Source organism: Flavobacterium salmonis (assembly GCF_903819435.1).
Classification (GTDB): domain Bacteria; phylum Bacteroidota; class Bacteroidia; order Flavobacteriales; family Flavobacteriaceae; genus Flavobacterium; species Flavobacterium chungangense.
Genome location: NZ_CAIJDP010000068.1, coordinates 340,052 through 364,241 on the forward strand (window position 1 = coordinate 340,052; position 24,190 = coordinate 364,241).

The 24,190-nt window shown below is 34.3% G+C and carries 19 protein-coding genes; 8 read left to right on the forward strand and 11 right to left on the reverse strand.

The window, feature by feature from the left end; all coding sequences use genetic code 11:
* Positions 1-117 precede the first annotated feature (117 nt).
* Positions 118-1,695, reverse strand: a complete 1,578-nt coding sequence (locus FLACHUCJ7_RS11585; RefSeq protein ID WP_180909009.1) for a L,D-transpeptidase family protein — start codon at positions 1,693-1,695, stop codon at positions 118-120.
* A gap of 131 nt (positions 1,696-1,826) precedes the next feature.
* Positions 1,827-2,240 (reverse strand): DUF1573 domain-containing protein, encoded by a 414-nt coding sequence (locus FLACHUCJ7_RS11590; RefSeq protein ID WP_078227904.1) that lies wholly within the window; start codon positions 2,238-2,240, stop codon positions 1,827-1,829.
* Positions 2,241-2,406: 166 nt separating this feature from the next.
* Here FLACHUCJ7_RS11590 and FLACHUCJ7_RS11595 point away from each other — a divergent pair, with 166 nt between their 5' ends.
* Genes FLACHUCJ7_RS11595 through FLACHUCJ7_RS11605 form a run of 3 tightly spaced genes read left to right on the forward strand, consistent with a single transcriptional unit; the run spans position 2,407 to position 5,114 of the window.
* Positions 2,407-3,669 carry a sensor histidine kinase gene (locus tag FLACHUCJ7_RS11595; protein ID WP_180909092.1) on the forward strand — a complete coding sequence of 421 codons (1,263 nt, stop codon included), beginning with the start codon at positions 2,407-2,409 and terminating at the stop codon, positions 3,667-3,669.
* Positions 3,666-4,349 carry a response regulator transcription factor gene (locus FLACHUCJ7_RS11600; protein WP_180909010.1) on the forward strand — a complete coding sequence of 228 codons (684 nt, stop codon included), beginning with the start codon at positions 3,666-3,668 and terminating at the stop codon, positions 4,347-4,349. The genes FLACHUCJ7_RS11595 and FLACHUCJ7_RS11600 overlap by 4 nt, the downstream gene beginning before the upstream one ends.
* A 54-nt stretch (positions 4,350-4,403) precedes the next feature.
* Positions 4,404-5,114, forward strand: a complete 711-nt coding sequence (locus FLACHUCJ7_RS11605) for an MBL fold metallo-hydrolase (RefSeq protein WP_230408813.1) — start codon at positions 4,404-4,406, stop codon at positions 5,112-5,114.
* Between the two features lie 52 nt (positions 5,115-5,166).
* Here FLACHUCJ7_RS11605 and FLACHUCJ7_RS11610 read toward each other — a convergent pair whose 3' ends face one another.
* The gene (locus tag FLACHUCJ7_RS11610) at positions 5,167-7,353 is read right to left on the reverse strand and encodes a B12-binding domain-containing radical SAM protein (protein ID WP_180909011.1); all 2,187 of its coding nucleotides are present in this window, start codon (positions 7,351-7,353) and stop codon (positions 5,167-5,169) included.
* Positions 7,354-7,476: 123 nt separating this feature from the next.
* On the opposite strand from FLACHUCJ7_RS11610, the gene FLACHUCJ7_RS11615 reads away from it, so the two are divergent.
* Positions 7,477-11,538 (forward strand): DUF7948 domain-containing protein, encoded by a 4,062-nt coding sequence (locus tag FLACHUCJ7_RS11615; protein ID WP_180909012.1) that lies wholly within the window; start codon positions 7,477-7,479, stop codon positions 11,536-11,538.
* Between the two features lie 42 nt (positions 11,539-11,580).
* Here FLACHUCJ7_RS11615 and FLACHUCJ7_RS11620 read toward each other — a convergent pair whose 3' ends face one another.
* The 5 genes from FLACHUCJ7_RS11620 to FLACHUCJ7_RS11640 all read right to left on the reverse strand — a co-directional run bounded on the left by FLACHUCJ7_RS11620 (position 11,581) and on the right by FLACHUCJ7_RS11640 (position 16,792).
* Positions 11,581-12,105, reverse strand: a complete 525-nt coding sequence (locus FLACHUCJ7_RS11620; protein WP_180909013.1) for a hypothetical protein — start codon at positions 12,103-12,105, stop codon at positions 11,581-11,583.
* Positions 12,106-12,138: 33 nt separating this feature from the next.
* Positions 12,139-12,828: a peptide chain release factor H gene (prfH, locus tag FLACHUCJ7_RS11625; RefSeq protein WP_180909014.1), complete on the reverse strand. Its 690-nt coding sequence runs from the start codon at positions 12,826-12,828 to the stop codon at positions 12,139-12,141.
* Positions 12,829-12,830: 2 nt separating this feature from the next.
* Positions 12,831-14,222 carry an RtcB family protein gene (locus FLACHUCJ7_RS11630; RefSeq protein WP_180909015.1) on the reverse strand — a complete coding sequence of 464 codons (1,392 nt, stop codon included), beginning with the start codon at positions 14,220-14,222 and terminating at the stop codon, positions 12,831-12,833.
* Between the two features lie 5 nt (positions 14,223-14,227).
* Positions 14,228-15,007, reverse strand: coding sequence for a hypothetical protein (locus tag FLACHUCJ7_RS11635; protein WP_180909016.1), 780 nt, complete (start codon positions 15,005-15,007; stop codon positions 14,228-14,230).
* A gap of 507 nt (positions 15,008-15,514) precedes the next feature.
* Positions 15,515-16,792, reverse strand: a complete 1,278-nt coding sequence (locus FLACHUCJ7_RS11640) for an MFS transporter (protein ID WP_180909017.1) — start codon at positions 16,790-16,792, stop codon at positions 15,515-15,517.
* Positions 16,793-17,054: 262 nt separating this feature from the next.
* On the opposite strand from FLACHUCJ7_RS11640, the gene bshC reads away from it, so the two are divergent.
* From bshC to FLACHUCJ7_RS11655, 3 genes are all read left to right on the forward strand, one after another.
* On the forward strand, positions 17,055-18,644 hold the full coding sequence (bshC, locus tag FLACHUCJ7_RS11645; RefSeq protein WP_180909018.1) for a bacillithiol biosynthesis cysteine-adding enzyme BshC: 1,590 nt from the start codon (positions 17,055-17,057) through the stop codon (positions 18,642-18,644).
* A 170-nt stretch (positions 18,645-18,814) separates the two neighbouring features.
* Positions 18,815-20,086, forward strand: a complete 1,272-nt coding sequence (locus tag FLACHUCJ7_RS11650) for an acyltransferase family protein (RefSeq protein WP_180909019.1) — start codon at positions 18,815-18,817, stop codon at positions 20,084-20,086.
* A 175-nt stretch (positions 20,087-20,261) separates the two neighbouring features.
* The gene (locus FLACHUCJ7_RS11655; protein WP_031456090.1) at positions 20,262-20,681 is read left to right on the forward strand and encodes a nucleoside-diphosphate kinase; all 420 of its coding nucleotides are present in this window, start codon (positions 20,262-20,264) and stop codon (positions 20,679-20,681) included.
* 119 nt (positions 20,682-20,800) lie between these two features.
* On the opposite strand, the gene FLACHUCJ7_RS11660 is transcribed toward FLACHUCJ7_RS11655, so the two are convergent.
* Positions 20,801-21,097 carry a DUF721 domain-containing protein gene (locus FLACHUCJ7_RS11660; RefSeq protein ID WP_180909020.1) on the reverse strand — a complete coding sequence of 99 codons (297 nt, stop codon included), beginning with the start codon at positions 21,095-21,097 and terminating at the stop codon, positions 20,801-20,803.
* Entirely contained in the window at positions 21,078-21,518 is a 441-nt protein-coding gene (locus tag FLACHUCJ7_RS11665; protein ID WP_078226135.1) for a hypothetical protein, read from the reverse strand. Before FLACHUCJ7_RS11665 ends, FLACHUCJ7_RS11660 begins: the two co-directional genes overlap by 20 nt.
* A 227-nt stretch (positions 21,519-21,745) precedes the next feature.
* Here FLACHUCJ7_RS11665 and FLACHUCJ7_RS11670 point away from each other — a divergent pair, with 227 nt between their 5' ends.
* Positions 21,746-22,810: a serine hydrolase domain-containing protein gene (locus FLACHUCJ7_RS11670; protein ID WP_180909021.1), complete on the forward strand. Its 1,065-nt coding sequence runs from the start codon at positions 21,746-21,748 to the stop codon at positions 22,808-22,810.
* A 318-nt stretch (positions 22,811-23,128) separates the two neighbouring features.
* On the opposite strand, the gene ftsY is transcribed toward FLACHUCJ7_RS11670, so the two are convergent.
* Complete coding sequence (ftsY, locus tag FLACHUCJ7_RS11675) at positions 23,129-24,082, reverse strand: signal recognition particle-docking protein FtsY (protein WP_078226133.1); 954 nt, start codon at positions 24,080-24,082, stop codon at positions 23,129-23,131.
* Positions 24,083-24,190: the final 108 nt, after the last annotated feature.

Sequence of the window (24,190 nt, forward strand, 5' to 3'; positions counted from 1 at the left end):
TAAAAAGATTTAATTAGATTTTTTCATTGAGACATGCCAAAAAAAATCTAATTAAATCTTTTTAAATCTAATGTAATCTGCCAAAATCTGCGTAAAAAATTAACTTAGCTGCCTTATTCACTCTTCTGTCAATAACTTGATAAGACTTTCGTCTCTTTGATAAATATCTTTGTAAAAATTCAGCTGCCCTTCGCGATCAACCCAGGCGGTAAAATAGCCAATATAAACCGGAACTTTTTTCTTCAAAGTATACCAGCTTTCTTTTCCCGCATGCATGGCTTTGTCAATTCTTTCCGGAGTCCATTTTGGATCTACTTTTAATAATTCGATGGCAAGTTCACGTGGTTTTGCTACACGTACGCAGCCATGACTAAAAGCCCTGCTTTCTCTTTCGAACAGACTTTTTGCGGGCGTATCATGCAGATAGATGTTACTGGAATTTGGAAATAAAAACTTAACCAGCCCTAGTGAGTTATTTTTCCCTGGAAGCTGTCTTACGGCTCCGTTATTCCATTCCAGGTTTTTCTTTGCCAGATAGTCTTTGTCTTTTGTCATTCCGGGTTTAATTTCGCTTTTGATAATACTTGGCGGAACATTCCAGTACGGACTAAAAACAATATTATTCATCATTCCGCTGAAAACAACTGTTTTTGTCATTGTCCTGCCCACCACAACCGGTGATATAAAGGTAATTTTACCATCTTCGACTATATACAATCTAAATTCCGGAATATTAACTTCGATATACTTTTTGCCTTTTTCCAATTCAGGGTCAATCCAGCGGCAGCGCTCCATGTTGGCAATAATCGTTTTGATTCGGTCAGAAACCGGAATATTCAAATCATTGATATGCTCTAATAAAATCGTATTCTTTGGTGTATAACCATGACGCAATTCGTAATTTTTGACTGCCTTCATTAAAACCGTATCACAAACAGCACTTTTGTTATCCTCCTTAATATCTCCAGTTACAAAAAGTCTCTCTCTGATTTGACCAATTATTGTCGAAGAATCTCCTAATTTTAAACCTTTATAATCTTCATTAACTTCAATTGTTTTCCAGCCTCCATTTTTTTCAATGTCTCTGTATTGATGAAGTGCATCGCGAAGCTTGTAATACTGGCTGAACATTTTACTCTTCTTATCATCACTTATAGTTGATTTTTCAAAAATAGAATCGGTTAAAACCTGATAATTGAGTTTTTTTCGCGGAAGCAGCCATTCTAATGAAATCGATGTTTTTTCGTCAAAACCTCTGTATACTTTTTCGGCATAATAGAAATACAAATTGGTAATCATCAAATCGGTATTGACTTTTGAAAGCTTGTTTACCGAATTGTTTTCAAAAATGGAATTGATTTCTTTGTACGGAAAATTGGCTTTCAAACCTTCATTTTCCAAACCTTTATATTTATCATACAAAGTATTTCCGAACTCAACAACGCCTTTGTTATCAAGCCATAATTGAGTCGATTGTTTTTTGATGTATAAAGCAGCAACCTCATCCTGAAAATTTTTAAGTTTCGGATATGTTTCATAAAATCCCGCGATTGCAAGGCTGTCAATTGAAAGCTTAAGTTCCGGTATTACAACCTTCTCTTCTTTTTGGTTTCCCTCTTTTTTATCTCCTTTTGAATTACATGAAACAGCAATAAAAACAAGCATAATAACAGCAAACCTGTACCAAATTTTCATAATGATTTTTTTAATAAAAATAGAAAAGTTTTAGTAAAAACAAATTCATTCTCAAATAATATTTTGGCATAAAAAAACTCCGGTCACATCACATGACCGGAGTTTTCCCCCTTTATATAATCAACTTTATTTTAGATAACTGTTCCTTTCAAAGTCAGGACTTTAGGAGTTGTTTCTCCACTCGTTGTAACTGTAACCGTTTTGGTAAAAGCTCCTTTGTTTGCCGCATTATAAGTTGCTGTAACTTTTGCAGATTTACCAGGAAGAATTGGCTCTTTAGTATAATCTGTTGCGGTACAGCCGCATGAACCTTGTACATTTGTAATTACGACAGCTGTTTTTCCGGTATTTTTAAATTCGAAAACAATTGCTTTTGGAGTTCCTTGCGGAATTTGCCCCACATCAATTGTTTCTGCTTTCCATACAATAGCAGAAGCATCAAACTTACTTTCTACTTTTGAAGCGATCACTTTTATAGGTGTAATTGCCGAAAAGGACATTAATCCTAATGCTAATGCCAACATTGTAATTTTTAAAATTTTCATAGTATATTTATTTAAATTGGTAAATGGTTTAATTTTATATTTCAAAAGTACCTTACAAAAAATCAATTCGCTGTTAACCGGTTTCAAATGTTTGTTAATGACCTGTTAACCGCTGTTTTTAATTTAAAATTTGATTAATATTACACTTTCTAAAAAGCAGGTTCCCTTGAAAGTAAACAGACTCAACAGCATCATTATCCTCGGATTAATAGCCATTATCGGTATATTGATTGCTCAATTACTGTGGACAAAAGAAGCTTTTACATTAGAACAAAAAAAGCTGAGCCAGAAAACACATATTGCCCTGCTGGAAGTCGCAAAAAAATTATATGAAGGCACTAATCACGAATTGCCGGCACAAAATCCGGTACAGAAAATTGCCAATGACTATTATATTGTAAACATTGATAATGATTTTGAACCTGATATTCTGGAGTTTTATCTGAAAACTGAATTTAAAAAAATGAATATCACGACAGATTTTGAATACGCCATGTACAACTGTCAAAGCGACGAAATGATTTATGGAAATTACGTTTCATTATCTGAAAAGCAAAAAGTAAAACAAACCGTTTATTTCCCTAAACACAAAAATCTGGTTTATTATTTTGCAGTTCGGTTTCCGCACGAAACTACTTATTTATTTAGTTCGATGCGTTTTTGGTTTTTACTATCTATTCTACTGATTTTTATTTTACTGATTTACGTTTACTCTATTTTCACTCTTTTACAGCAAAAAAAATATTCTGAGTTACAGCGCGATTTCATCAATAACATGACACACGAATTTAAAACGCCTTTATCTTCTATTTTAATTGCTTCGAAATATTTAGCTGAGCAAAACCTAATCAAAGAAGATAAAAAACTTCATACCTACACCAATATCATTATCAATCAGGGCCAAAAGTTAAATCATCATATTGAGAAGATCCTAAATATTGCCAAATCTGATTATACCACTTTAGAATTAAAAAAGGAATCGTTTTTAATTATTCCTGTTATTGAAGAAACAATTGAAAATATTGTTTTAAAATATCCCGAAGCTGTCATTAAAATAGATTCTCTTTCGAAAGAGTATCAACTTGAAACAGATACTTTTCATTTTGCTAACCTAATTTATAATTTACTGGATAATGCTGTAAAATATTGTGATACAAAACCTGAAATCACGATCAGAATAATTAAAGAAACTTCTGTTTTAAAATTAGAATGTATTGATAACGGAATTGGAATTGCTTCAAAAAACTTATCTTTTATATTTGATAAATTTTACCGGATCCAAAACGAAAAAAGCAACGAAGTCAATGGTTTTGGACTTGGATTATATTACGTAAAAAAGATTTGCAACTTACAAAACTGGAAAATTTCAGCTGTAAACAACTTAACAAAAGGCATTACCATAATATTATCTATTCCTTATAAAAAATGATGAAAAGCAAAATACTTTATACCGAAGATGATGAAACTCTGGCATTTTTGACTAAAGATAATCTGGAGCAGAATAATTATGAAGTGATTCATTGTCCTGATGGAAAATCAGGTTTAGAGTCTTTTAGAGATCAGCATTTTGATATTTGCATTTTTGATATTATGATGCCAAAAATGGATGGTTTTGAACTGGCAGAAGAAATTCGAAAAATAGACACTAACATTCCTATTATCTTTCTTTCGGCCAAAACTTTAAAAGAAGATCGAATCAAAGGATTGCGTTTGGGTGCCGATGATTATTTGGTAAAGCCTTTTAGCATTGAAGAATTGATGCTGAAAATTGAAGTTTTTCTAAAGCGTTCTCAGAAAAACAGCAAGGTCGAAAAATCGATTTACGAAATTGGTAAATATCAATTTGATACTAAAAATTTTATTCTTTTTAATGCGGAAGAAAAAATTGGTCTGACACAACGCGAAGCCGAATTGCTGAAACTATTTCTGGACAATAAAAATACGGTTTTAAAGAGAGAGCAGATTTTAACAGCGCTTTGGGGAACCGATGATTATTTTATGGGACGAAGCCTGGATGTTTTTATTTCACGTCTTCGTAAGATTTTAGCCAATGAAAAAGGTATTTCTATTGAAAACCTGCATGGAATCGGATTTAAGTTTGTAATGTAATTTACAGATTATGATTATAAAAAATTTCGTATTTTTAATAGTAAACTTTTAGATATGAAACTGCATCATCTACGAAATGCGACTTTAGTCATTGAAACAGAAAAGCATGTCCTTTTAATTGACCCCATGTTAGGTAAAAGGAAAACTATCGCTCCTTTTACCCTTTTTCGTTATCAGCCAAAAAGAAATCCGCTGACGGCACTTCCTAAAAACAGCAGGGAAATTTTGAGTAAAGTCACTCATTGTCTGATAACACATTTGCATCCGGACCATCTTGATAAAGCCGGCGAAGTTTTTCTAAAAAGAAAATCAATTCCGGTGATTTGCAGTATTAAAGACGAAAAAAAGATAACGCAGCGAGGTTTAACCGTGATACAAACTTTGGAGTACTGGAAACCTCAAAATTTTCTGGACGGAAAAATAACGGGTATTCCGGCCGTTCACGGATATGGCTTTATCGCCAAATTAATGGGAAATGTAATGGGCTTTTTTATAGAACTTCTGAATGAAAAAACGATTTACATCAGTTCTGATACCATTTTCACAAAAGATACAGAAAAAGTCCTTACCGAACTAAAACCTGATATTGCGACTGTAGCCTGTGGCACAGCAAGATTAGATTTTGGGCAGCCATTATTAATGCGAATGAATGACATTCTTAAATTTGCCGCTGGCACCCTGGAAAGTTTTTGCCAATCATTTAGAGGCTCTAAACCATTGTCCGACAACAAGGGAAGAATTAAAAAAGGCTTTGGCCGAAAATAATCTTTTATCCAAAACGGCTGTTCCTAATGATGGGGAATGTGTGGAATACTGATTATAAAACCAACAAGCCAAATTCCCGTAAGGTATTAACTGGTTTAGAATACCAAAATAATTCAAAATCTTCTAATGTGATTTCGAAATCATTTTTGACTTCTTGAAAAGTGTAATTTTTAGTTTCTGAAACCGAAATTTTATTCAGAATTGAAATTAGCCAATTGCCTTCATCTTTACTCGTCTGAATAGTAAAACTTTCTTTTTTATCATGAAAAGTCAGCGACATCATTTCCCAGCTTTTTCCTTTTTTTGATTTTGTAAAGGTTTCTGCCAAAGGTTTTCCGCCTAACCAGACTACTTTTGCGTTTGGTTTGGTATTGAAATCGCTTTGTTCTTCTAAAGCATTAAAAATAAAATCAGGATGGATTTTTGTCTTCGGAATTTTAAAATCAAACCAATCCTGCAATTCGTAATCAAAACAGATTCCGTGCATGAAATTAAAAAGTGACTTTTTTAATCCGAAGCTGAATTTATCATGATTGATTCCGGTATCATCTGTATAATCGATGTCGTTATTGGCAAAAGTTCCAATGTTTTCCGTTACTTTTTTTACGCCAAATTTCTCCGGATACAAACCAACCGGGCTATGAGCAGTAAGTGCAAACTGATGCCAAAATCCGGATTGCAAAACCCCGGCTTCAAATAACTGACGCACCATTTCGAGACTGTCAACGGTTTCCTGAATCGTTTGTGTCGGATACCCATACATCAAATAGGCATGCACCATGATTCCTGCTTCTGTAAAATTTCGGGTTACTTTTGCAACCTGTTCTACTGTAACGCCTTTGTCGATCAATTTTAATAATCGGTCAGAAGCTACTTCCAATCCTCCTGAAACGGCTATACAGCCGGAAGCTTTTAGCAATAAGCACAAATCTTTTGAAAAGCTTTTTTCGAATCGAATATTTGTCCACCAGGTTACGGCTAATTTTCTTTTTAAGATTTCAAGAGCCAAAGCACGCATTAAGGCAGGCGGAGCGGCTTCGTCTACAAAATGAAAACCATTTTGTCCCGTTTTTTCAATTAATTCTTCTATTCGGTCACAAAGTAAATTTGCCGCAACAGGTTCGTAAACTTTTATATAATCCAATGAAATATCGCAAAAAGTACATTTTCCCCAATAACATCCGTGCGCCATGGTGAGTTTATTCCAACGTCCATCGCTCCACATTCGGTGCATGGGATTTACAATTTCGATAACCGAAATGTATTTATCCAGAGGCAGATCAGAATAATCCGGAGTTCCAACGAAAGCTTGTTTGTAATCGTGTTTTAAAGAATTGTTTTTATAAACAACTTCTCCATTTTCTAAAAGGAAAGTTCGTTTATAAGAATGGTAATCCGGGTTTTCTAAATTGAAAATTAATTCTTCAATCGGAACTTCGCCATCATCCAAAGTAATAAAATCGAAAAATTCAAAAACGCGCTTGTCTGAAATTGAACGTAATTCAGTATTCGGAAAACCGCCTCCCATCGAAATTTTAATTTCGGGATAGTTTTGTTTCACCCATTGCGCAGATCGAAAAGCGCTGTATAAATTACCCGGAAAGGGAACAGAAATTAAAAACAACGTTGGGTTTACAGCTTCTATTTTTTCTTTCAGAAGTGAAATTAAAATCGAATCAATATAAGTCGGTTCTTTTTGTAAAGCTTCGTACAATTCATCAAAAGAGTTGGCACTTCGGCCTAAACGTTCTGCATACCGGCTGAAACCAAAGTTTTCATCGACACATTCTACAATAAAATCTGAAATATCTTCCAGATATAAAGTCGCCAGATGTTTTGCTTTGTCTTGCGTCCCCATCGTTCCGAAAGCCCAGTCAAGTTCTTCCAGCTGAGCAAAACGGGAGGCTTCCGGCAAAAAATCTTCCTGACAAATCTGTAGTGCCAAAGTTGGATTTTTCCCCTGCAAAAACTGAATTACCGAATCAATCGTTTTAATATATTCATCCTGTAAAGCGAAGATTCTTTTGCAGTTATCGCTTATTGGTTGTTGGTTAATGGATGCAAACAAATCCTGCAGCCCTTTCTTTGAAAACAATTCCAAAATCACATCAATTCCCAAATCAGCCTGAACCGATTCGATGTTTTTGGTATTTAGAAAACCTTTTATATAGGCCGTTGCCGGATACGGTGTATTCAGTTGGGTAAATGGCGGGGTGATTACAAAAAGTTTTGTTTTCAAAAGGAGTTATTTTTCTGCAAAAATACGGGATATTTATTTTGTTTTCAGGAAAAGATTCAACAGCTTGTTTTGGTTTTATTTTGTAGATATTTAATTACATTTGCGGCGATTCAAATTATCGGGATGAAACATACGCTACTTTTATTTTTCTTTATAAGCACTTTTACATTATTTTCTCAAAACAAAAATCAGTCCATTGGATTTAAAGAAAATAAAGGTCAGATTATGGACCAAAAAGGAAAACCAAATACAGCTGTAAAATATTTATTGAACTCTAACGGATTAAATGTTCAGTTAAAGAAAAACGGATTTTCTTATGATATTTATGAAGTAAAAAAGATTCCTGTTTCTCCTTCAAAAACATCGAAAACATTTCCATATCAGATTCCGGAAAAAGATAAAGACAAAGAACCTGAATATAGTCTGGAATATAAATTTCACAGAGTTGACATTGACTTTGTTAATTCAAATTCTAAAGTTGCGTTAATTACAGATCAGGAATCAAAAGATTTTGACAACTACTATAATGTTCCAAACAAACCGGAGGGGATTGTTGGCGTTCATCAATACAAACAGATAACTTACAAAAATATTTATCCAAATATTGATATTGTTTTTACCGTTCCTGACGATCCTCAAAAAACGGTTGAATATAATTTTGTGATTCGTCCTAAAGGAAAAATCTCAGACATCCAATTAAAATTTAATGGTGCCGAAACGGCTTTGGTTGATAATAAAATCCAGATGAATGTTTGTTTTGGAAAAATGGAAGAAATACTTCCTGCAAGCTGGATTGAAGATGGGACTTGTAAAAAAGAAGTTACTGTTGAATATAGGAAGATTAAAAATAATGTTTATGGGTTTGATACATCAGATGCTGTAGATGGGAAAACTGTTATTATTGATCCTGTACCAACGAGACTTTGGGGAACCTTTTATGGAGATGAACGAAATATACATATCTCTCTTAACCCGTCAAATGTTAGTACTGATAGTTCTGGAAATGTATATGTATCAGGAAGCTCAACTGTTACAAATTCGTCCTACGCAACTACAGGTGCACACCAGACTTCAATTCCGCAGTCTGCATATTTGACCATGAATGGAATAATTGAAAAATTTGGTCAAAACGGAAATCGTTTGTGGGGAACCTATTATGGAGGACAGGATTTTAATGATATAACGGGTATAAAAATAGATCTTCAAAATAATGTTATCATAACTGGTGGTACTCAATCTCAAACTAATATAAGTACAACAGGATCATTAAAACCTAATTTAAGTGGGCCTACAGATGCTTTTTTAGTTAAATTTAGCAATTTGGGCGTTAGGATTTGGGGAACCTATTTTGGAGGAGAGTTTACTGATGTTTCTAATGCTTTAGCTATAGATAATGATAATAACATTTATATAACTGGTGGAACAACCAGTAAAACAGGTATCAGTTTCAATAGTAATTTTCAAACGCAATCAAATAATCCACAAACTTCAAGTACTGACGGTTTTTTAGCCAAATTTAATTCTGGAGGAAATTTAATTTGGAGTACCTATGTTGGAGGTGAAAACAGCGATGATATAAAAGCGATAGCAATAAGAAATAATCATATTGCGATTGCTGGTTCAACATATAGTTATAATAACATCACAACAAGCGGCGTATTTCAAGAAGCACATAATGAAAGTGGTCATCCAGATGGATTTGTTTATAAATTTTCTATTAATGGACAAAGATTATGGTCTACTTTTTATGGAGGAGAAAAAGTTGATGATATTTACTCGGTAGAAATTGATGACGAAGATAATGTTTATATTGGAGGTCAGACAGCAAGTGATGTCAATATGACAAGTCCACAAAGCTTCGAAAGCTCTAATCGTTTTATGTATAAAGGTTTTTTTGCTAAATTAAATACAAATGGCCAAAGAATTTGGGGGACATATTTAGGAGAAGTCTATCCTTATTCAATTATTTTTAAAAACAATTCGCTTTACATAGGAGGTACGAATTTTGGCTTATCTTACTCTAAATTAACAAATTCTTGTTCTTACAAGCCTAATGGTAATTTTCAAGGATATATTGGAAAATTTTCCAAAGAAGCGAATTTAATATGGGGAACATATGTAGGCGGAGATAGTACATTTAAAACTACAAGAATAGCGCTAGACAATACTAATATGATTTTTGTTAGCGGAATATCATCTGCAAATAATGGTATTGCAGATGCAAGTTCATACCAATCTGTTGTGCTTGGAGATTTTAGCAATTATTTTCTAATGAAATTTGAAGAATCGGCTATAAACAACTTTCCTGACGCAAAAAGCAATTCTCCTGTATGCATTGGGAAAACATTAGAGCTAAAAGCTTCTGGAGGAACAAATTATTTGTGGACAAGTCCAAATGGATTTACATCTACAGACCAAAATCCAACCATACCAAATGCAACAGCAAATAATAGCGGAGAATATAGCTGTTTAATTACTGGATCAGTAGGCTGTGACAACACAATAAAAATAAATGTTTTAATTGGCGATATCGAAAAACCAATTCCAGATTTAGCAGCACTGCCAACAATAACTGGCGATTGCCATACAAGCATAACCACAATCCCAACGGCCACAGACGCCTGCGCAGGGATAATTACAGGAGTAACTACAAATCCATTATCATACACACTTCCGGGAACCTATACTATTGTTTGGAATTACAATGACGGAAACGGAAATACTTCTTATCAAAATCAAACTGTTACTATAACAAGTCAACCGCTTCCTTTCGCTAATACTTCACAGGCGTTCTGTATAGAAGAAAATGCCACTTTAGATGATATCGCAATTACGGGACAAAATATAAAATGGTACAACCATCAAACAGCAGGATCACTTTTACCAGAGACAACTTTATTGCAAAATGGCTTGATATATTATGCTTCTCAAACTATTAATGGATGTGAAAGCGCAAGGATTCCGGTTACAATAAATATTCAAAATACTCTTCCTCCAACAGGAAATATAAATCAGCCGTTTTGTACAGGACAAAATCCAACCATTGCCAATATTCAAATTACAGGGACTCAAATAAAATGGTATGATGCCTTAAACAATGGTTCTTTATTAGCTGAAACAATAAATCTTCAAAATGGCAGAACTTATTATGCTTCACAAACTATAAACGGTTGTGAAGGACCGCGATTCGGAGTTACAATTTCAATTGTAAATACACCTTCAGCTCCAATAACGAATGGAGATACGGAATTCTGCAAAAGCGAAAACGCAACTCTTAATAACATTCAAATAGCTGGACAAAATATAAAATGGTACGATACAAATATTGCAGCAGCCACTTTACCAAATACGACTTTGCTGGAAAACAACAGAACGTATTACGCTTCTCAAACGGTAGGATGCGAAAGTGACAGAACAGCGATTTCGGTTAAAGTTTACGACACAGCATTACCAACCGGAAATCGTAATCAACAATTTTGTATAGATCAAAATGCAACCATTGCTAATTTGAACATAACCGGAACAGCTCTAAAATGGTACGATTCCGCAACAAATAGAAATATTTTAACGCAAACAACTTCACTTCAGAATAAGGCATATTACGTTACACAAACATTGAACAACTGCGAAAGTGAAAGATTGGCTGTGAATGTAAAAATACAGGATACTCAAATTCCAATTGCTGATTCGCCACAAACATTCTGCATCCAAAAAAATGCAAAAATTAGTAATATTGATATAGAGGGACAAAATATACAATGGTTTGAAAGTATTTCGTCTTCTGTTTCTTTATCTGAATCAACTTTACTCGAAAACGGAATTACCTATTATGCTTCCCAAACCGTAAATAATTGCGAAAGCGAAAGAATACCTGTTTTAATAAATATTCTTGGAGCTACAACAGCTGACTGTATCAATTTTATAGAGGAACTTCCCTACCCTAAATTCTTTACTCCAAATAATGATACCCATAATGATACCTGGACAATTGATTTTGCTTATTTAAAACCCAATACCGGAGTCCGGATTTTTGATCGATATGGCAAATTCCTTAAAGAATTAAGACCAAATAGCGAATGGGACGGAACTTATAATGGGCACGATATGACAGCTTCAGATTATTGGTTTACCGTAACCCGATTCAACGGAACAGAATACAGAGGGCATTTTAGCCTTAAACGATAAAATTAAAACCAATAAAGGATGTCAGTCGACATCCTTTATTATTTACTTATTCTTCTTTTTCTTCTTCGCCGACTTGTCTTTTTTTGAATCGCCATTCAGTTTTTTGTTCAGCCTTTTTTCAGATTCTTCAATCGCATAATCATAGCAAGTATTGATTGTTGTAAGTTTTACCTTTTTAATCACTTTCAATGCTTTTTTAAATTCTTGCTGACGTTCTAAAAGTATGATTCTCTTCAAAAGAATTTCTGTTTTATTGATTCCCTTGACAGTCAATGCAAAATCAATCAGTTTCATTGCTTCTTCGTAATCTTCATTTAAAATTAAAGTATGAATATAAAAAGGATACACCTCTAAAGCATGAATATTAATCGAAAGTGCTTTTTGAAAATATTCTTTTGCCTCTTCATATTTGGATAACTGATCTGAAAAAACCTGCCCGTATAAACATAACGCCATTGTATTTTTATCATCGTAAGATAAGGCGTAATCCAACGATTCGATGGTTCCTTCCAACCAATATGGATAATTGTCTAATGCCTGAAAAAGATATTTATCTACTGTTTTCATAATTTTTTCTATTTGGAAATGCAAATTCTATCATTAGTCCCGGTCGAAATAATCCTCCCGTTTTAATCGTTGCCGTTCCTGTTTGTAATTTTTAACTTGTTTTTGTTTCTTAAAATCTGAACCCTCAAAAATCCGAATCGGATTCCCACGCTGAATCTGTAATTGGTTCATCCACTGTGCCTGAAATTCGGCTTTGAATTGTTTTACGGTTTCGTCCTTAAACTTCTGAAGCAATCTTTCGGTTGCCAGTTTTTTATTCTGGTGCTGAGATCTTGAATCCATAGCCACTACACTAATTCCTGTAGGAACATGAGTCGCCCGTACTGCTGAACTTACTTTGTTTACATGTTGTCCTCCGGCACCGGAACTTCGCATCGCCTGATACTGAATATCTTTTTCTGCAATTTCGGTTGTTGTTGCTTTATCAACTTCAAAAATTCCGATAAACCAATTTTTACGTTTATGAAATTTTCTAAACTGACTCTTCCCAATCCACTGAACAGTGCCCAACCACGAACTCACAAAATCTTTTAAATTATTGCTCTCCAGCAAAATTGTGGCTGTTTCTACTGTTCCGTTTTCGATTCCTTTTTCCCTCTGAAGCAAAGTCGTTTTTATTTTATTGTCATTTGCTTCTTCAAGGAAAGTTTTCAGCACCTGAGCCACAACCCAGGTACATTCAGCCGGACCGCGCCCTGATGTTATTTGAATTATTTTTTCCATAATTATCGGTCCATTCTAACGATTTTTGGTGTAAATGTTCCTAACACATCCACCAATTCCGTTTGGTTAGCCACTACTTTATTAATGTCTTTATACGCCATTGGCGCTTCATCGATATTACCTCCAATTAAAGTCACATCATTTGCTTTCAGGACTTTTTTAATCTCGCTTTGGGTAAATGATTCCTTGCATTTTTTACGAGAAAACAATCGCCCTGCACCATGAGAAGCAGAGTTTAAACTTTCCGGATTTCCTTTTCCCTGAACAATAAACCCGGGAGCAGTCATCGAACCCGGAATAATACCTAGTTCACCTGTATTTGCAGGAGTTGCTCCTTTTCGATGTACAATAGCTTCTTTGCCGTTTACCATTTCTTTCCATGCAAAATTGTGATGGTTTTCAATGGTTACAACAACACGTTTTCCTATCGCTTTTGCAATTCGACGGTGAATATCATCATGACAGGCTTTGGCATAATCACCTGCTAAATTCATAGCCAGCCAGTATTCCTGACCGTCATGCGTATTCAGATCGAGCCACGCCAGATGCTGCACATTTTTAGGCAGCGGACATTGTTTGGTTGCCAGATAGGTATAATGCTTTGCGATATTAGCACCCAGTCCACGGGAACCGCTATGCGAAAGCACTGCAAAATATTCACCAACTCCAATCTTCCATTCATTAAGCGGATCGGTGATTTTTGCAATTCCGAATTCAACAAAGTGATTTCCTCCACCAGATGTCCCTAATTGTTTGTAAGCTTTACTCAAAAGGTTTTTCAAAAGCGGAATATCCTGAAATTCATTTCTGCTAAATACTTCGTGATCTGTGCGAATGGTGTGGGTTTCATACATTCCAAATTTGGTATTGTCTTTTAAAATAGCTTCCAGCTGATGCTCTTTTCCTTTAAAGAAAGAAGCTGGTATATCAAAAATTGACAAACTCATTCGGCAGCCAATATCTACTCCAACTCCGTACGGGATCACGGCATTATCTGTTGCCAGAACTCCGCCAATTGGTAATCCGTAACCGGAATGCGCATCCGGCATTAAAGCTCCTGCTACTGAAATTGGCAGTTTTAAGGAATCATACAATTGATATTTTGCCTGTTCATCAATTTCATTTTCTCCGAAAATTGAGAAAGGCGCTCTTGTATTGTTAAGCTGATGCATTCTCACTTGTACCGGATTTACCAATCCTTCGGCAACTTTTCCCCAGGTTCCGTGTCCGGTAAATTTTTCCGGAAACAGTAAAACTTCTTTGGCTTCGGTTAATATACTTTCTTTTTTTTCTCGTTTTCTGTATCGGTTGATTTGCCCCAAGGCAATATTGATACTATTATTTTTTGGAAAACCTATTTTAATCAGGTCTTTTCCGGATAATTTATTTCCCATTATCTTTATCTTTTGAGTTTAAATAACTCATTATTTGATTTTTCTTTCTCTTCATTAAATTCATACATCATCGCATGAATTTGTATATTAGTCAAAGGGTCTTGATATTTTGAGATTTCTTTTTCTTTCCATCTTTTGTGTTTTACACGGCCGTGTACAATTCGTACCATCGAATTCCGTAAAAAATTACTTGTAATGTAATTGTCCAACTGATCAATTTCACTTTCCAAATCAGCGTCAACCATTTTGGTATGCGTTATCATATTGGGTCTGACCCGAAAAACGAATCGCCATGGCTCATCAAACACATAATGAATTCTGTAGCATTTCCAATTTGGCCACCAGCGTTGAACTTTATGAAAATGTGCTTTTTCCTTTTCTGTCAAGTCTAACTTTGGACTCGCCCATTCATATTCAAAAAACTCTTTCAAAAATTGTGATCTATCATTACAGACGTACTTTCTGCTCTTTTTTTTCTTTTTCTTAAAAGATTTTTCAGAAGAGTATTGTACTGTATTTATTTTTTCGAGCAAATTGTTATAAAATAACGCATCGTTTGATCTAGCTACATCTTCTCTCAAAATAAAGTAACGCTGCCATCCTTTTTGATAAGGTGTTTCTAAAGGTATTAATGGTAAATTATTACGCTTTTTCCAAAGTTCTTTTTCCAGTTTCGACAACTGAATTAATTGCTTTTCAAAATCTTTTTTGACTAATTGTTTTTTCTTTCTTTTGGATTTTAAACGACTACCGTTTATGTAATCATCTAAAAAATAATTCTCCATTTAAAAAAAATTAAATTATTTTCTTTTGTACCAGATATTAAAAAATAAAGGCAACAGCATTTTTATCTGAAACAGATAAATTCAGTTCGGATATTCGGGAATTTCTGAAGTGTCTAGAATAAAAAAAGCCCGAAAGTTATTTTCCTTCGGGCTTGTTCATATCTCTAAATTGATTTGCTATGATTGAGAAAAGCCACGAAGACACATGCCAACAGAATCTGATCCTGATGCGATGTTTTGAGAGGTAAGGTTTAATACAAACATTGTCTTCGTTTATTAATAGTTAATTACTTATTTTCTGATGCAAATTTTGTGAATTATTTTTTTAATAAACAAATTAAATCATAAAATTTTCTTAAAAATATTTTTAAAGCACTAAAATACAAACACTTAACACGTAAATAAAATTTCATAAAACATAAATTAATCAACTATTTTAAGATTTTTACAAAAAAAAAGAGGTAACGAATGACTCGTTACCTCCCTATAAATTAGATTTTAGGAATATTAAAACTGGTGTACTTTTTTAGAAATTACTAAAAAGGAAACTAAAGAAATAATAGCTGCAATTGTCAGGTAAAAACCAACATAATTCAAACCATACGTACTTGCCAGCCAAATTGCAATCATGGGTGCAAATGCTGCTCCCAAAATTCCAGCCAGATTAAACGTTAACGAAGCTCCTGAATAACGAACAGTGGTAGGAAATAACTCCGATAAAAATGTTCCCAGAGGTCCGTAAGTAAATCCCATCAAAGACATTCCGATACAAACAAAAGCGGTTACCAAAAACGGGCTTCCGGAATTAAGAAATAATGAAAAGAAAAATCCAAAGGCAGCAATTGCAATTGTAGTGTAAATTAATATTTTTCGACGGCCAATTTTATCCGCAACCAAAGCTGAAATCGGGATAAAAAGAGCGAAAAACAATACCGAAAACAATTGAATCAACAAGGCATCTCTTTTTACATAACCTAAATCTGAGGTAACCCAGCTCAGGGTAAACACTGTCATTAAATAAAATACCAAGAAGGTTGTCACAGCTCCTAATGTTCCAAAAATCAATTGGTTTTTATACGATTTTACCAAAGTTAAAAACGGAACTTTTACTTCTTCATGTGCATTTTTAGAATTTTCAAAGGATGGCGTTTCAGAGATTTTAGTTCGGATATAAAAACCAACTATAACCAAAAGTGAACTGGCTATAAAAGGAATCCGCCAGCCATAATTCATAAAATCTTCATTGCTCATTGAATCCGTCAGTATTAAAAATGTTCCTCCTGAAAGCAGTAATCCAATTGGCGCTCCCAGTTGCGGAAACATTCCGTACCAGGCACGTTTATGCGGTGGTGCATTTTCAATGGCCAATAAAACGGCTCCTCCCCATTCTCCTCCTAAACCAACACCTTGCCCGAATCGGCAGAGCATCAATAATAACGGAGCGGCAACACCAATACTGGCATAACCAGGCAAAAATCCTATGGTAACTGTCGAGATTCCCATAGTCAATAAGGCAGCAACTAAGGTAAATTTTCGGCCGATTTTATCTCCATAATGTCCAAAAAAAGCAGAACCCAGCGGACGTGATAAAAAGGCAATTGAAAAAGTGGCTAATGATTCTAAAGTTGCCATGGTAGCATCTGAACCGGGAAAAAATAATTGAGGAAAAACCAATACGGCTGCATTGGCATAAATATAAAAATCAAAAAATTCAATTGTGGTGCCAATAAGGCTTCCAAACAGAACATGCTTTAAGGAGTTCTTTTGATTGGGATTACTTTTCATATTACTGTGATATAACTTTTTTACTTGCAAAAATAGAGTTTCATTGTAAATAATTCAGTTTTAGAAAAATTAGTTTCACAACACTCGCGTTTTTTAACAAATTTTATAAATTTTCAATGTTACACAACTTCTCAAAAACTAAAAGCTTGATTACAAAGTTTTTAAACCAAAAAACAAAAATCAAATCATAAGCAATCGTTAAAACCATTTTTAACTGCATATTTTCATTAAATTTACAGCTGTCAAAAATAAATTCAAAATTATGCCAACCGACTGTATCAGCTATCAAAACTCAGGGTATTTCTCTAAATTGATGCAAGACTATTTAGATCAGAAACCAGAATTAAAACCGCTGTACAATCACTTTCCAACACTAGAAAATTTCGAAAAACAAATCGTTGAAAAGCAATCAAATTTTGATAATGCAAACCGAATTCCGTTAGTAAATACGTTAAAAAAACAATATCAAAATATCGAAATCTCAGATTCGACTAAACAAAATATTGAGCTTTTAGCGCTCGAAAATACATTTACAATTACCACAGGACATCAGCTAAATTTATTCAGCGGTCCATTATATTTTCTTTATAAAATTATTTCAACTATTAATCTTACCAAAGAATTAAAGTCGAAATACCCATCGAATAATTTTATTCCGATTTACTGGATGGCAACTGAAGATCATGACTTTGAAGAGATCAATTATTTCAATTTCAAAGGAAAAAAATTTCGTTGGAACAAAGAAAGCACAGGGCCTGTTGGGAGACTTTCAACTGAAGGTTTAGCCGAATTTTTGGAAATTTATGCTTTGGAATTAGGATCAAGCACGAATGCCAATACTCTGAAAAAACTGTTTGAAGATGCTTATCTGAAACATGATAATCTTGCTGATGCAACACGTTTTTTAGCCAATAATTTATTTGCTAATTATGGCTTAATTATTTTAGACGCTGATGATGCAGATTTAAAACGTGCTTTTATCCCTTTTGTAAAAGAAGAATTAGAAAAGCAGACTTCTTTCAAAACGGTTCAAAAAACCATTGAACAGCTTCAGGATTACAGTGTTCAGGTAAATCCGCGCGAGATAAATTTGTTTTATATTGAAGATAATCTGCGCGAAAGAATCATTTTTGAAAAAGACAAATATTATGTTAACAATACTAGGATTTCATTTTTAAAAGAAGAAATACTAAAACTACTGGAAAGCAATCCTGAAAAATTCAGCCCAAACGTAATCATGCGCCCACTTTATCAGGAGATTATTTTACCAAATCTGTGTTATATTGGCGGAGGCGGAGAAATTGCTTACTGGCTTGAATTAAAGTCATTTTTTGATGCAGTAAATATTTCTTTCCCAATGCTTTTAGTTCGAAACTCAGTTCTTTTAGCAACTGAAAAACAAGCTAAAAAAGCCGATAATTTAAATTTAAGCTGGGCAGATCTGTTTACTAAACCTGCTGATTTAGTGAATACAATCACACATAAATTATCTGCTTTTCCAATTGATTTATCTGTTCAAAAAGAAACATTAGAACAACAATTTAAATATCTTTACGAGTTAGCGGATCAAACGGATAAATCATTTTCCGGTGCCGTAAAAGCACAGGAAGCCAAACAGAAAAAAGGGCTGGAAAATCTGGAAAAACGTTTACTGAAAGCTCAAAAAAGAAAATTAGATGATGAATTACAGCGCGTAACCGATTTACAATTTGAGTTATTCCCAAATAAGAGTTTACAAGAACGTCAGGCAAATTTTTCTGAATTTTATTTAGAGAAAGGAGAACAACTGATTCCGCTTTTGATTCAGAAATTAAAGCCATTAGAACACAATTTCGATATTATAACAATATAAACAGAGCATATATTACTGAATTACTCATCAAAAAAAAAGATTAATTTGGAGCAAAAATAATATTGTAATAATCTTGAGAAACAAATAACCACCTCTCTTCTCAAAATTATTATTCCCTAAACCAAATAGCGATTTTTAAAATAATTAATTAACCCATTTGCCCAAAACCAATGGTAAAAGAACGCTTAATTTCGCTAGATGTCTTTCGTGGACTAACTATTTTATTAATGACAATTGTCAACAATCCCGGAGACTGGGGCAATGTTTATCCTCCTCTGTTACATGCCGACTGGCACGGATGCACGCCAACCGATTTGGTATTCCCTTTTTTTGTTTTTATTATGGGAGTTGCTGTTCCACTTGCAATGCCTGACAAATTTTATGACAATACTACTTTCAGTAAAATCCTGATTCGTTCGTTGCGAATGTTGTGTCTGGGGATTTTCTTCAACTTTTTTGGTAAAATTCAATTATTTGGGCTTGATGGAATTCCACTTCTTATTGGTCGTTTAGCCATAACTATCGCTGTTGGTTATGCCTTAATGGGAAGTTTTAGTTCTAAAGTAAAAAACATTTTAGCTTTTTCAATTCTGCTTATTTATCTGGTTCTGGCTTACAGTGGTATTGAAGCATATCATGACGTAAGACTTCCGGGAGTTTTACAACGAATTGCCATTGTATATTTCGTAGTCTCCCTTTTATATCTAAAAACGACTTTAAAAACACAAATTATAACCGGAGCAGTTTTATTATTAGGATATTGGGGTATAATGACACTAATTCCTGTTCCCGGAATTGGAGAAGCAAATCTTGAAAAAGGAACCAATCTGGCATCATGGCTGGATCGTATTTTGCTAAAAGGTCATATGTACAGCGGTACTGTCACATGGGATCCGGAAGGAATTTTAAGCACAATTCCATCAATAGTAAATGGAATTATAGGATTATTCATTGGACAATTTTTACAAAGTGATAGTTTTAAAATTAAAAAAGCACTAAAAATGGGCAGGATCGGCGCCGGACTGATCATTTTAGGATTACTTTGGGATTTGATTTTTCCAATCAACAAATCGCTTTGGACAAGCAGTTATGTTTTATTTACAACAGGATTGGCAACCGTATTTTTTACCATATTATATTACCTGATTGATATTGCAGATTACAAAAAAGGATTTAAACCATTCTTAATCTGGGGAGTGAATCCAATGATTGTTTTCTTCTGTTCACAGATTATTCCTCAGGCTTTGGTCATGATTCAATTCCAAAATTCCAAAAAACCCGAAGAGCAGACCAACCTTTTAGATTTTTTATATCGCTTCTGGATTGCGCCGTTTTTCAGTAATCCAATGACAGCTTCATTAGCAGGAGCATTGGTTTATGTTGGAATCTGGACCTTTATTCTATGGATTTTCTACAGAAACAAATTGATTTTCAAAGTCTAATTTTTCAAAACGCAATATATAGGGACGCACAGCTGAGCGTCTTTTTTTGATTCGTAATTCACAATTCTCGATTTTCTTAATCAAAACCTCATTCTACTGTGCTTTAATTATGAATTTATTAAAATCAATTCGTAAAAAAGTTCTATTTTTGCACCAAATTTAAAAAACACAAAAAATGGCTACAAATAGAACTTTTACAATGATTAAGCCGGATGCTGTTGCAAACGGACACATCGGGAATATCCTTGCAATGATTACTAACGGAGGTTTCAAAATCGTTTCATTAAAATTAACGCAATTAACTGTAGCAGATGCAAAAGCATTTTACGCAGTTCACGCCGAAAGACCTTTCTATGGAGAATTGGTAGAATTCATGTCACGCGGACCAATCGTTGCTGCAATTTTAGAAAAAGACAACGCTGTAGAAGATTTCAGAACTTTAATCGGAGCTACAAACCCTGCCGAAGCTGCTGAGGGAACTATCCGTAAAGCATACGCAACTTCTATTGGAGAAAATGCAGTTCACGGATCGGACAGCGATGAAAATGCTGCTATCGAAGGCGCATTCCACTTTGCAGGAAGAGAACAATTTTAGTATTCAGTGTTCAGCTTTAAGTTGGCAGTACTTACTGATAAAAAAATCCCGATTCTAAAATGGAATCGGGATTTTTTTATGGATACTGAAACTCAACACTAAGATCTGACCACTGATTACTATCTCAAAACCACATCCTTCACAACCTCACGCCCTAATTCTTCATTAATCATTTTCACTATTTTAGATTTCCCATGACTTAATTCTTCACGCAAAACAGCTGATCCAAGTTCTACGTAAAGCGTACTTCCTTTCAAAACAACATTTTTTGTGTACGCTTTTACACCATTCCCCATCAAATTTACCCATGCCTCCTTTACATCAATCTGATCCATTCCAGGCTGCAATTTATTAACCTGGATAATCTGTTGCAAAACAGCTCCAATTGTACTTTCGTTATTTAGTCTTTTTGCCATCGTTTAATAAATTTACTGGTCCTGATTTTTTATAATGGTATTCTTTATTTTGGTCGTTTTTTACCACAAAAGCTTCATCCGAAATCGAAATCAATTCCTCACTCCATTTAGCATAATTCGTTTTATAGTCCAAAAACGTCCCTTTATCTGTAAACCGAACCGACACATTTTCAAAAGTATCTGTAGTCAAAAAAGTTCCGTCAAGCTGCGCCATTACTTTTGTCCGGGTACCTTTAGTACCTTTAATCTGAAAATAATCAAAATTCTCATTCATTCCGTAAACCTTCTCCTCTCCTTTATCAAAAACCACCTTTTCAATTTCCCAGTAGCCATTCAGTTTTGCAATATCTGCCGGTTTAATTTCCTGTTTGCAGCTTACAAACAAAAGCGATAAAACCAAAATCATAAAAGTGTTTTTCATATTGTATTATTTATAAGAAGCTATTTCCCGCTGTCCGCTCTATCTTTTATGGCAAACCCTGCCATAAAAGGATGCCGCTTCCATCAGGGCTAAACATTCCGTTTTCAAAAGATTTTTAGAGAACTACAAAGTTAAACTTTATAAAGTTGAAAAGAGATGAAAATTTGCTAAACACATTAAACTATTTTACATATTTTTGGTCATACCACAAACCAAAAAGATAAACCATGACTAAAACAATTTGTAAAATCCTGATTTTATTATTCTTCGTCAACTGTAGTAAAGAAGACAACACTACTGACACACCCACCACTCAAAGCATGTATTTTCCGCCTCTGTCCGGAAATGCTTGGGAAACCCAATCTATTTCTGACCTAAAATGGAATCAGAATGCTGTTCAGCCACTATTAGATTATTTAGAACTCAAAAACTCTAAATCATTTATCATATTGGTAAATGGCCGAATCGTTTTAGAAAACTACTTCAACGACCATTCAGCAACCAAAAACTGGTATTGGGCAAGTGCAGGAAAAACGTTAACCTCCACCGTTACAGGAATCGCTCAACAGGAAGGCATACTCAACATTAATAATAAAGTGTCTGAATATCTTGGTACGGGCTGGACAAGCGAAACACTTGCTAAAGAAAATCTAATTACGTGCAAACATCTGTTAACGATGACATCAGGCCTTGATGACAGCACAGATGATGTTGAACCTGCCGATTTAATCTACAAAGCCGATGCAGGAACACGCTGGGCATATCATAATGTTTACGTAAAGTTACAAGACGTTGCTGCTGCTGCAAGTAAACAGAACTGGTCAACCTATTTCAACGCTAAATTGAGAGACAAAATTGGTATGGATGGGACATGGGTCAAAATAGACGTAAATAGTGTTTACACAAGCACCACAAGAAGCATGGCACGTTTTGGTTTATTGATGCTGAACAAAGGAAAATGGGAGAACAACACTATTTTGAATGAAGCTTATTTCAATGAAGCTACTACTACATCTCAAAACATTAATTTAGCATATGGTTACCTATGGTGGCTAAACGGAAAAGCGAATTATCACCTTCCTCAATCGCCGCTTACTTTTCAGGGAAGTATAATTCCAACTGCACCAAGCGATATGTTTATGGCTCTGGGAAAAAATGATCAAAAAATCTATGTTATTCCAAGCAAAAAAATGGTAGTCATCAGAATGGGAGATGCTGCAGATGACGAAAATCTTGCTTTATCTGATTTTGATAAAGTTTTATGGGAGAAAATTAATGCTTTGTATCAGTAGAAATCAAAAAAACGATATAAAAATTCAACCAGATAAGAAATATAAGTACACGTAAGCAAAATATTAACACTACTTAAATGACCTTATATTTCTTACATGGTTTAAAATTGTTTTTTACACAACTATCGTTTTGTACGGATTCTTTTCAACATTCCTGCAAAAAAGAAAGCAAGCCCTAAAACCAATAAAACATAGTAGAAAGACAAACTTTTATCCTTTAATACATTCGCTAAAACAAAACTTAAAACGCTTGCAAAATAAAATGCAATAGGGGATATATTTTTAAAAGAAGAAAAACTCATTTTATTGTTTAATAAATTATTTAAAGAAACTGTCTACAAATTCATATTTATTAAAGACTTGCAAATCTTCAATTCCTTCGCCGACGCCAATGTATTTTACCGGAATTTGAAACTGATCTGATATTCCAATTACAACGCCGCCTTTTGCAGTTCCATCCAATTTTGTCACAGCCAGAGAAGTCACTTCAGTTGCAGCAGTAAATTGTTTCGCCTGTTCAAAAGCATTTTGACCTGTAGAACCATCCAAAACCAAAAGCACATCGTGAGGCGCATCAGCAACTACTTTCTGCATTACACGTTTTACTTTTGTCAATTCGTTCATTAAATTGATTTTATTATGCAAACGACCTGCTGTATCAATAATAACCACATCCGCATTTTGTGCTACGGCAGACTGCAAAGTATCAAAAGCAACAGAAGCAGGATCGCTACCCATATTTTGTCTCACAATTGGAACATCAACACGGTCTGCCCAAACCTGCAGCTGATCGATTGCGGCGGCACGAAACGTATCTGCTGCTCCTAAAACCACTTTATGCCCGGCTTTTTTAAACTGATAAGCCAGTTTACCAATAGTTGTTGTTTTACCGACACCGTTAACCCCAACAACCATTAAAACATAAGGCTTTTTGTCTTTCGGAATTTCAAACTCTGTTGCTTCACCTGTATTGGTTTCAGACAATAAAGCTCCTATTTCATCACGAAGAATCTGATTTAATTCGTCTGTACCAAGATATTTATCTTCAGCAACACGTTTCTCGATTCTTTCGATGATTTTCAAAGTAGTATTTACTCCAACATCAGATGCTACCAGAATTTCTTCCAGATTATCTAAAACATCATCATCGACTTTAGATTTTCCCGCTACGGCTTTACTTAACTTTGAAAAAAAAGTTGTTTTTGTTTTTTCAAGACCTTTGTCTAAAGTCTCTTTTTTATCAGTAGAGAATAATTTTTTTAAAAAACTCATTTGTTTTGTAGGTTTTTAGAATTGTTGGGACTTTTCGGCTTTAGATGACCTGAAATCCAAATCTTTAAAGAAAGCAAATTGATTTTATTTAGCCCCGACAGAAACAAC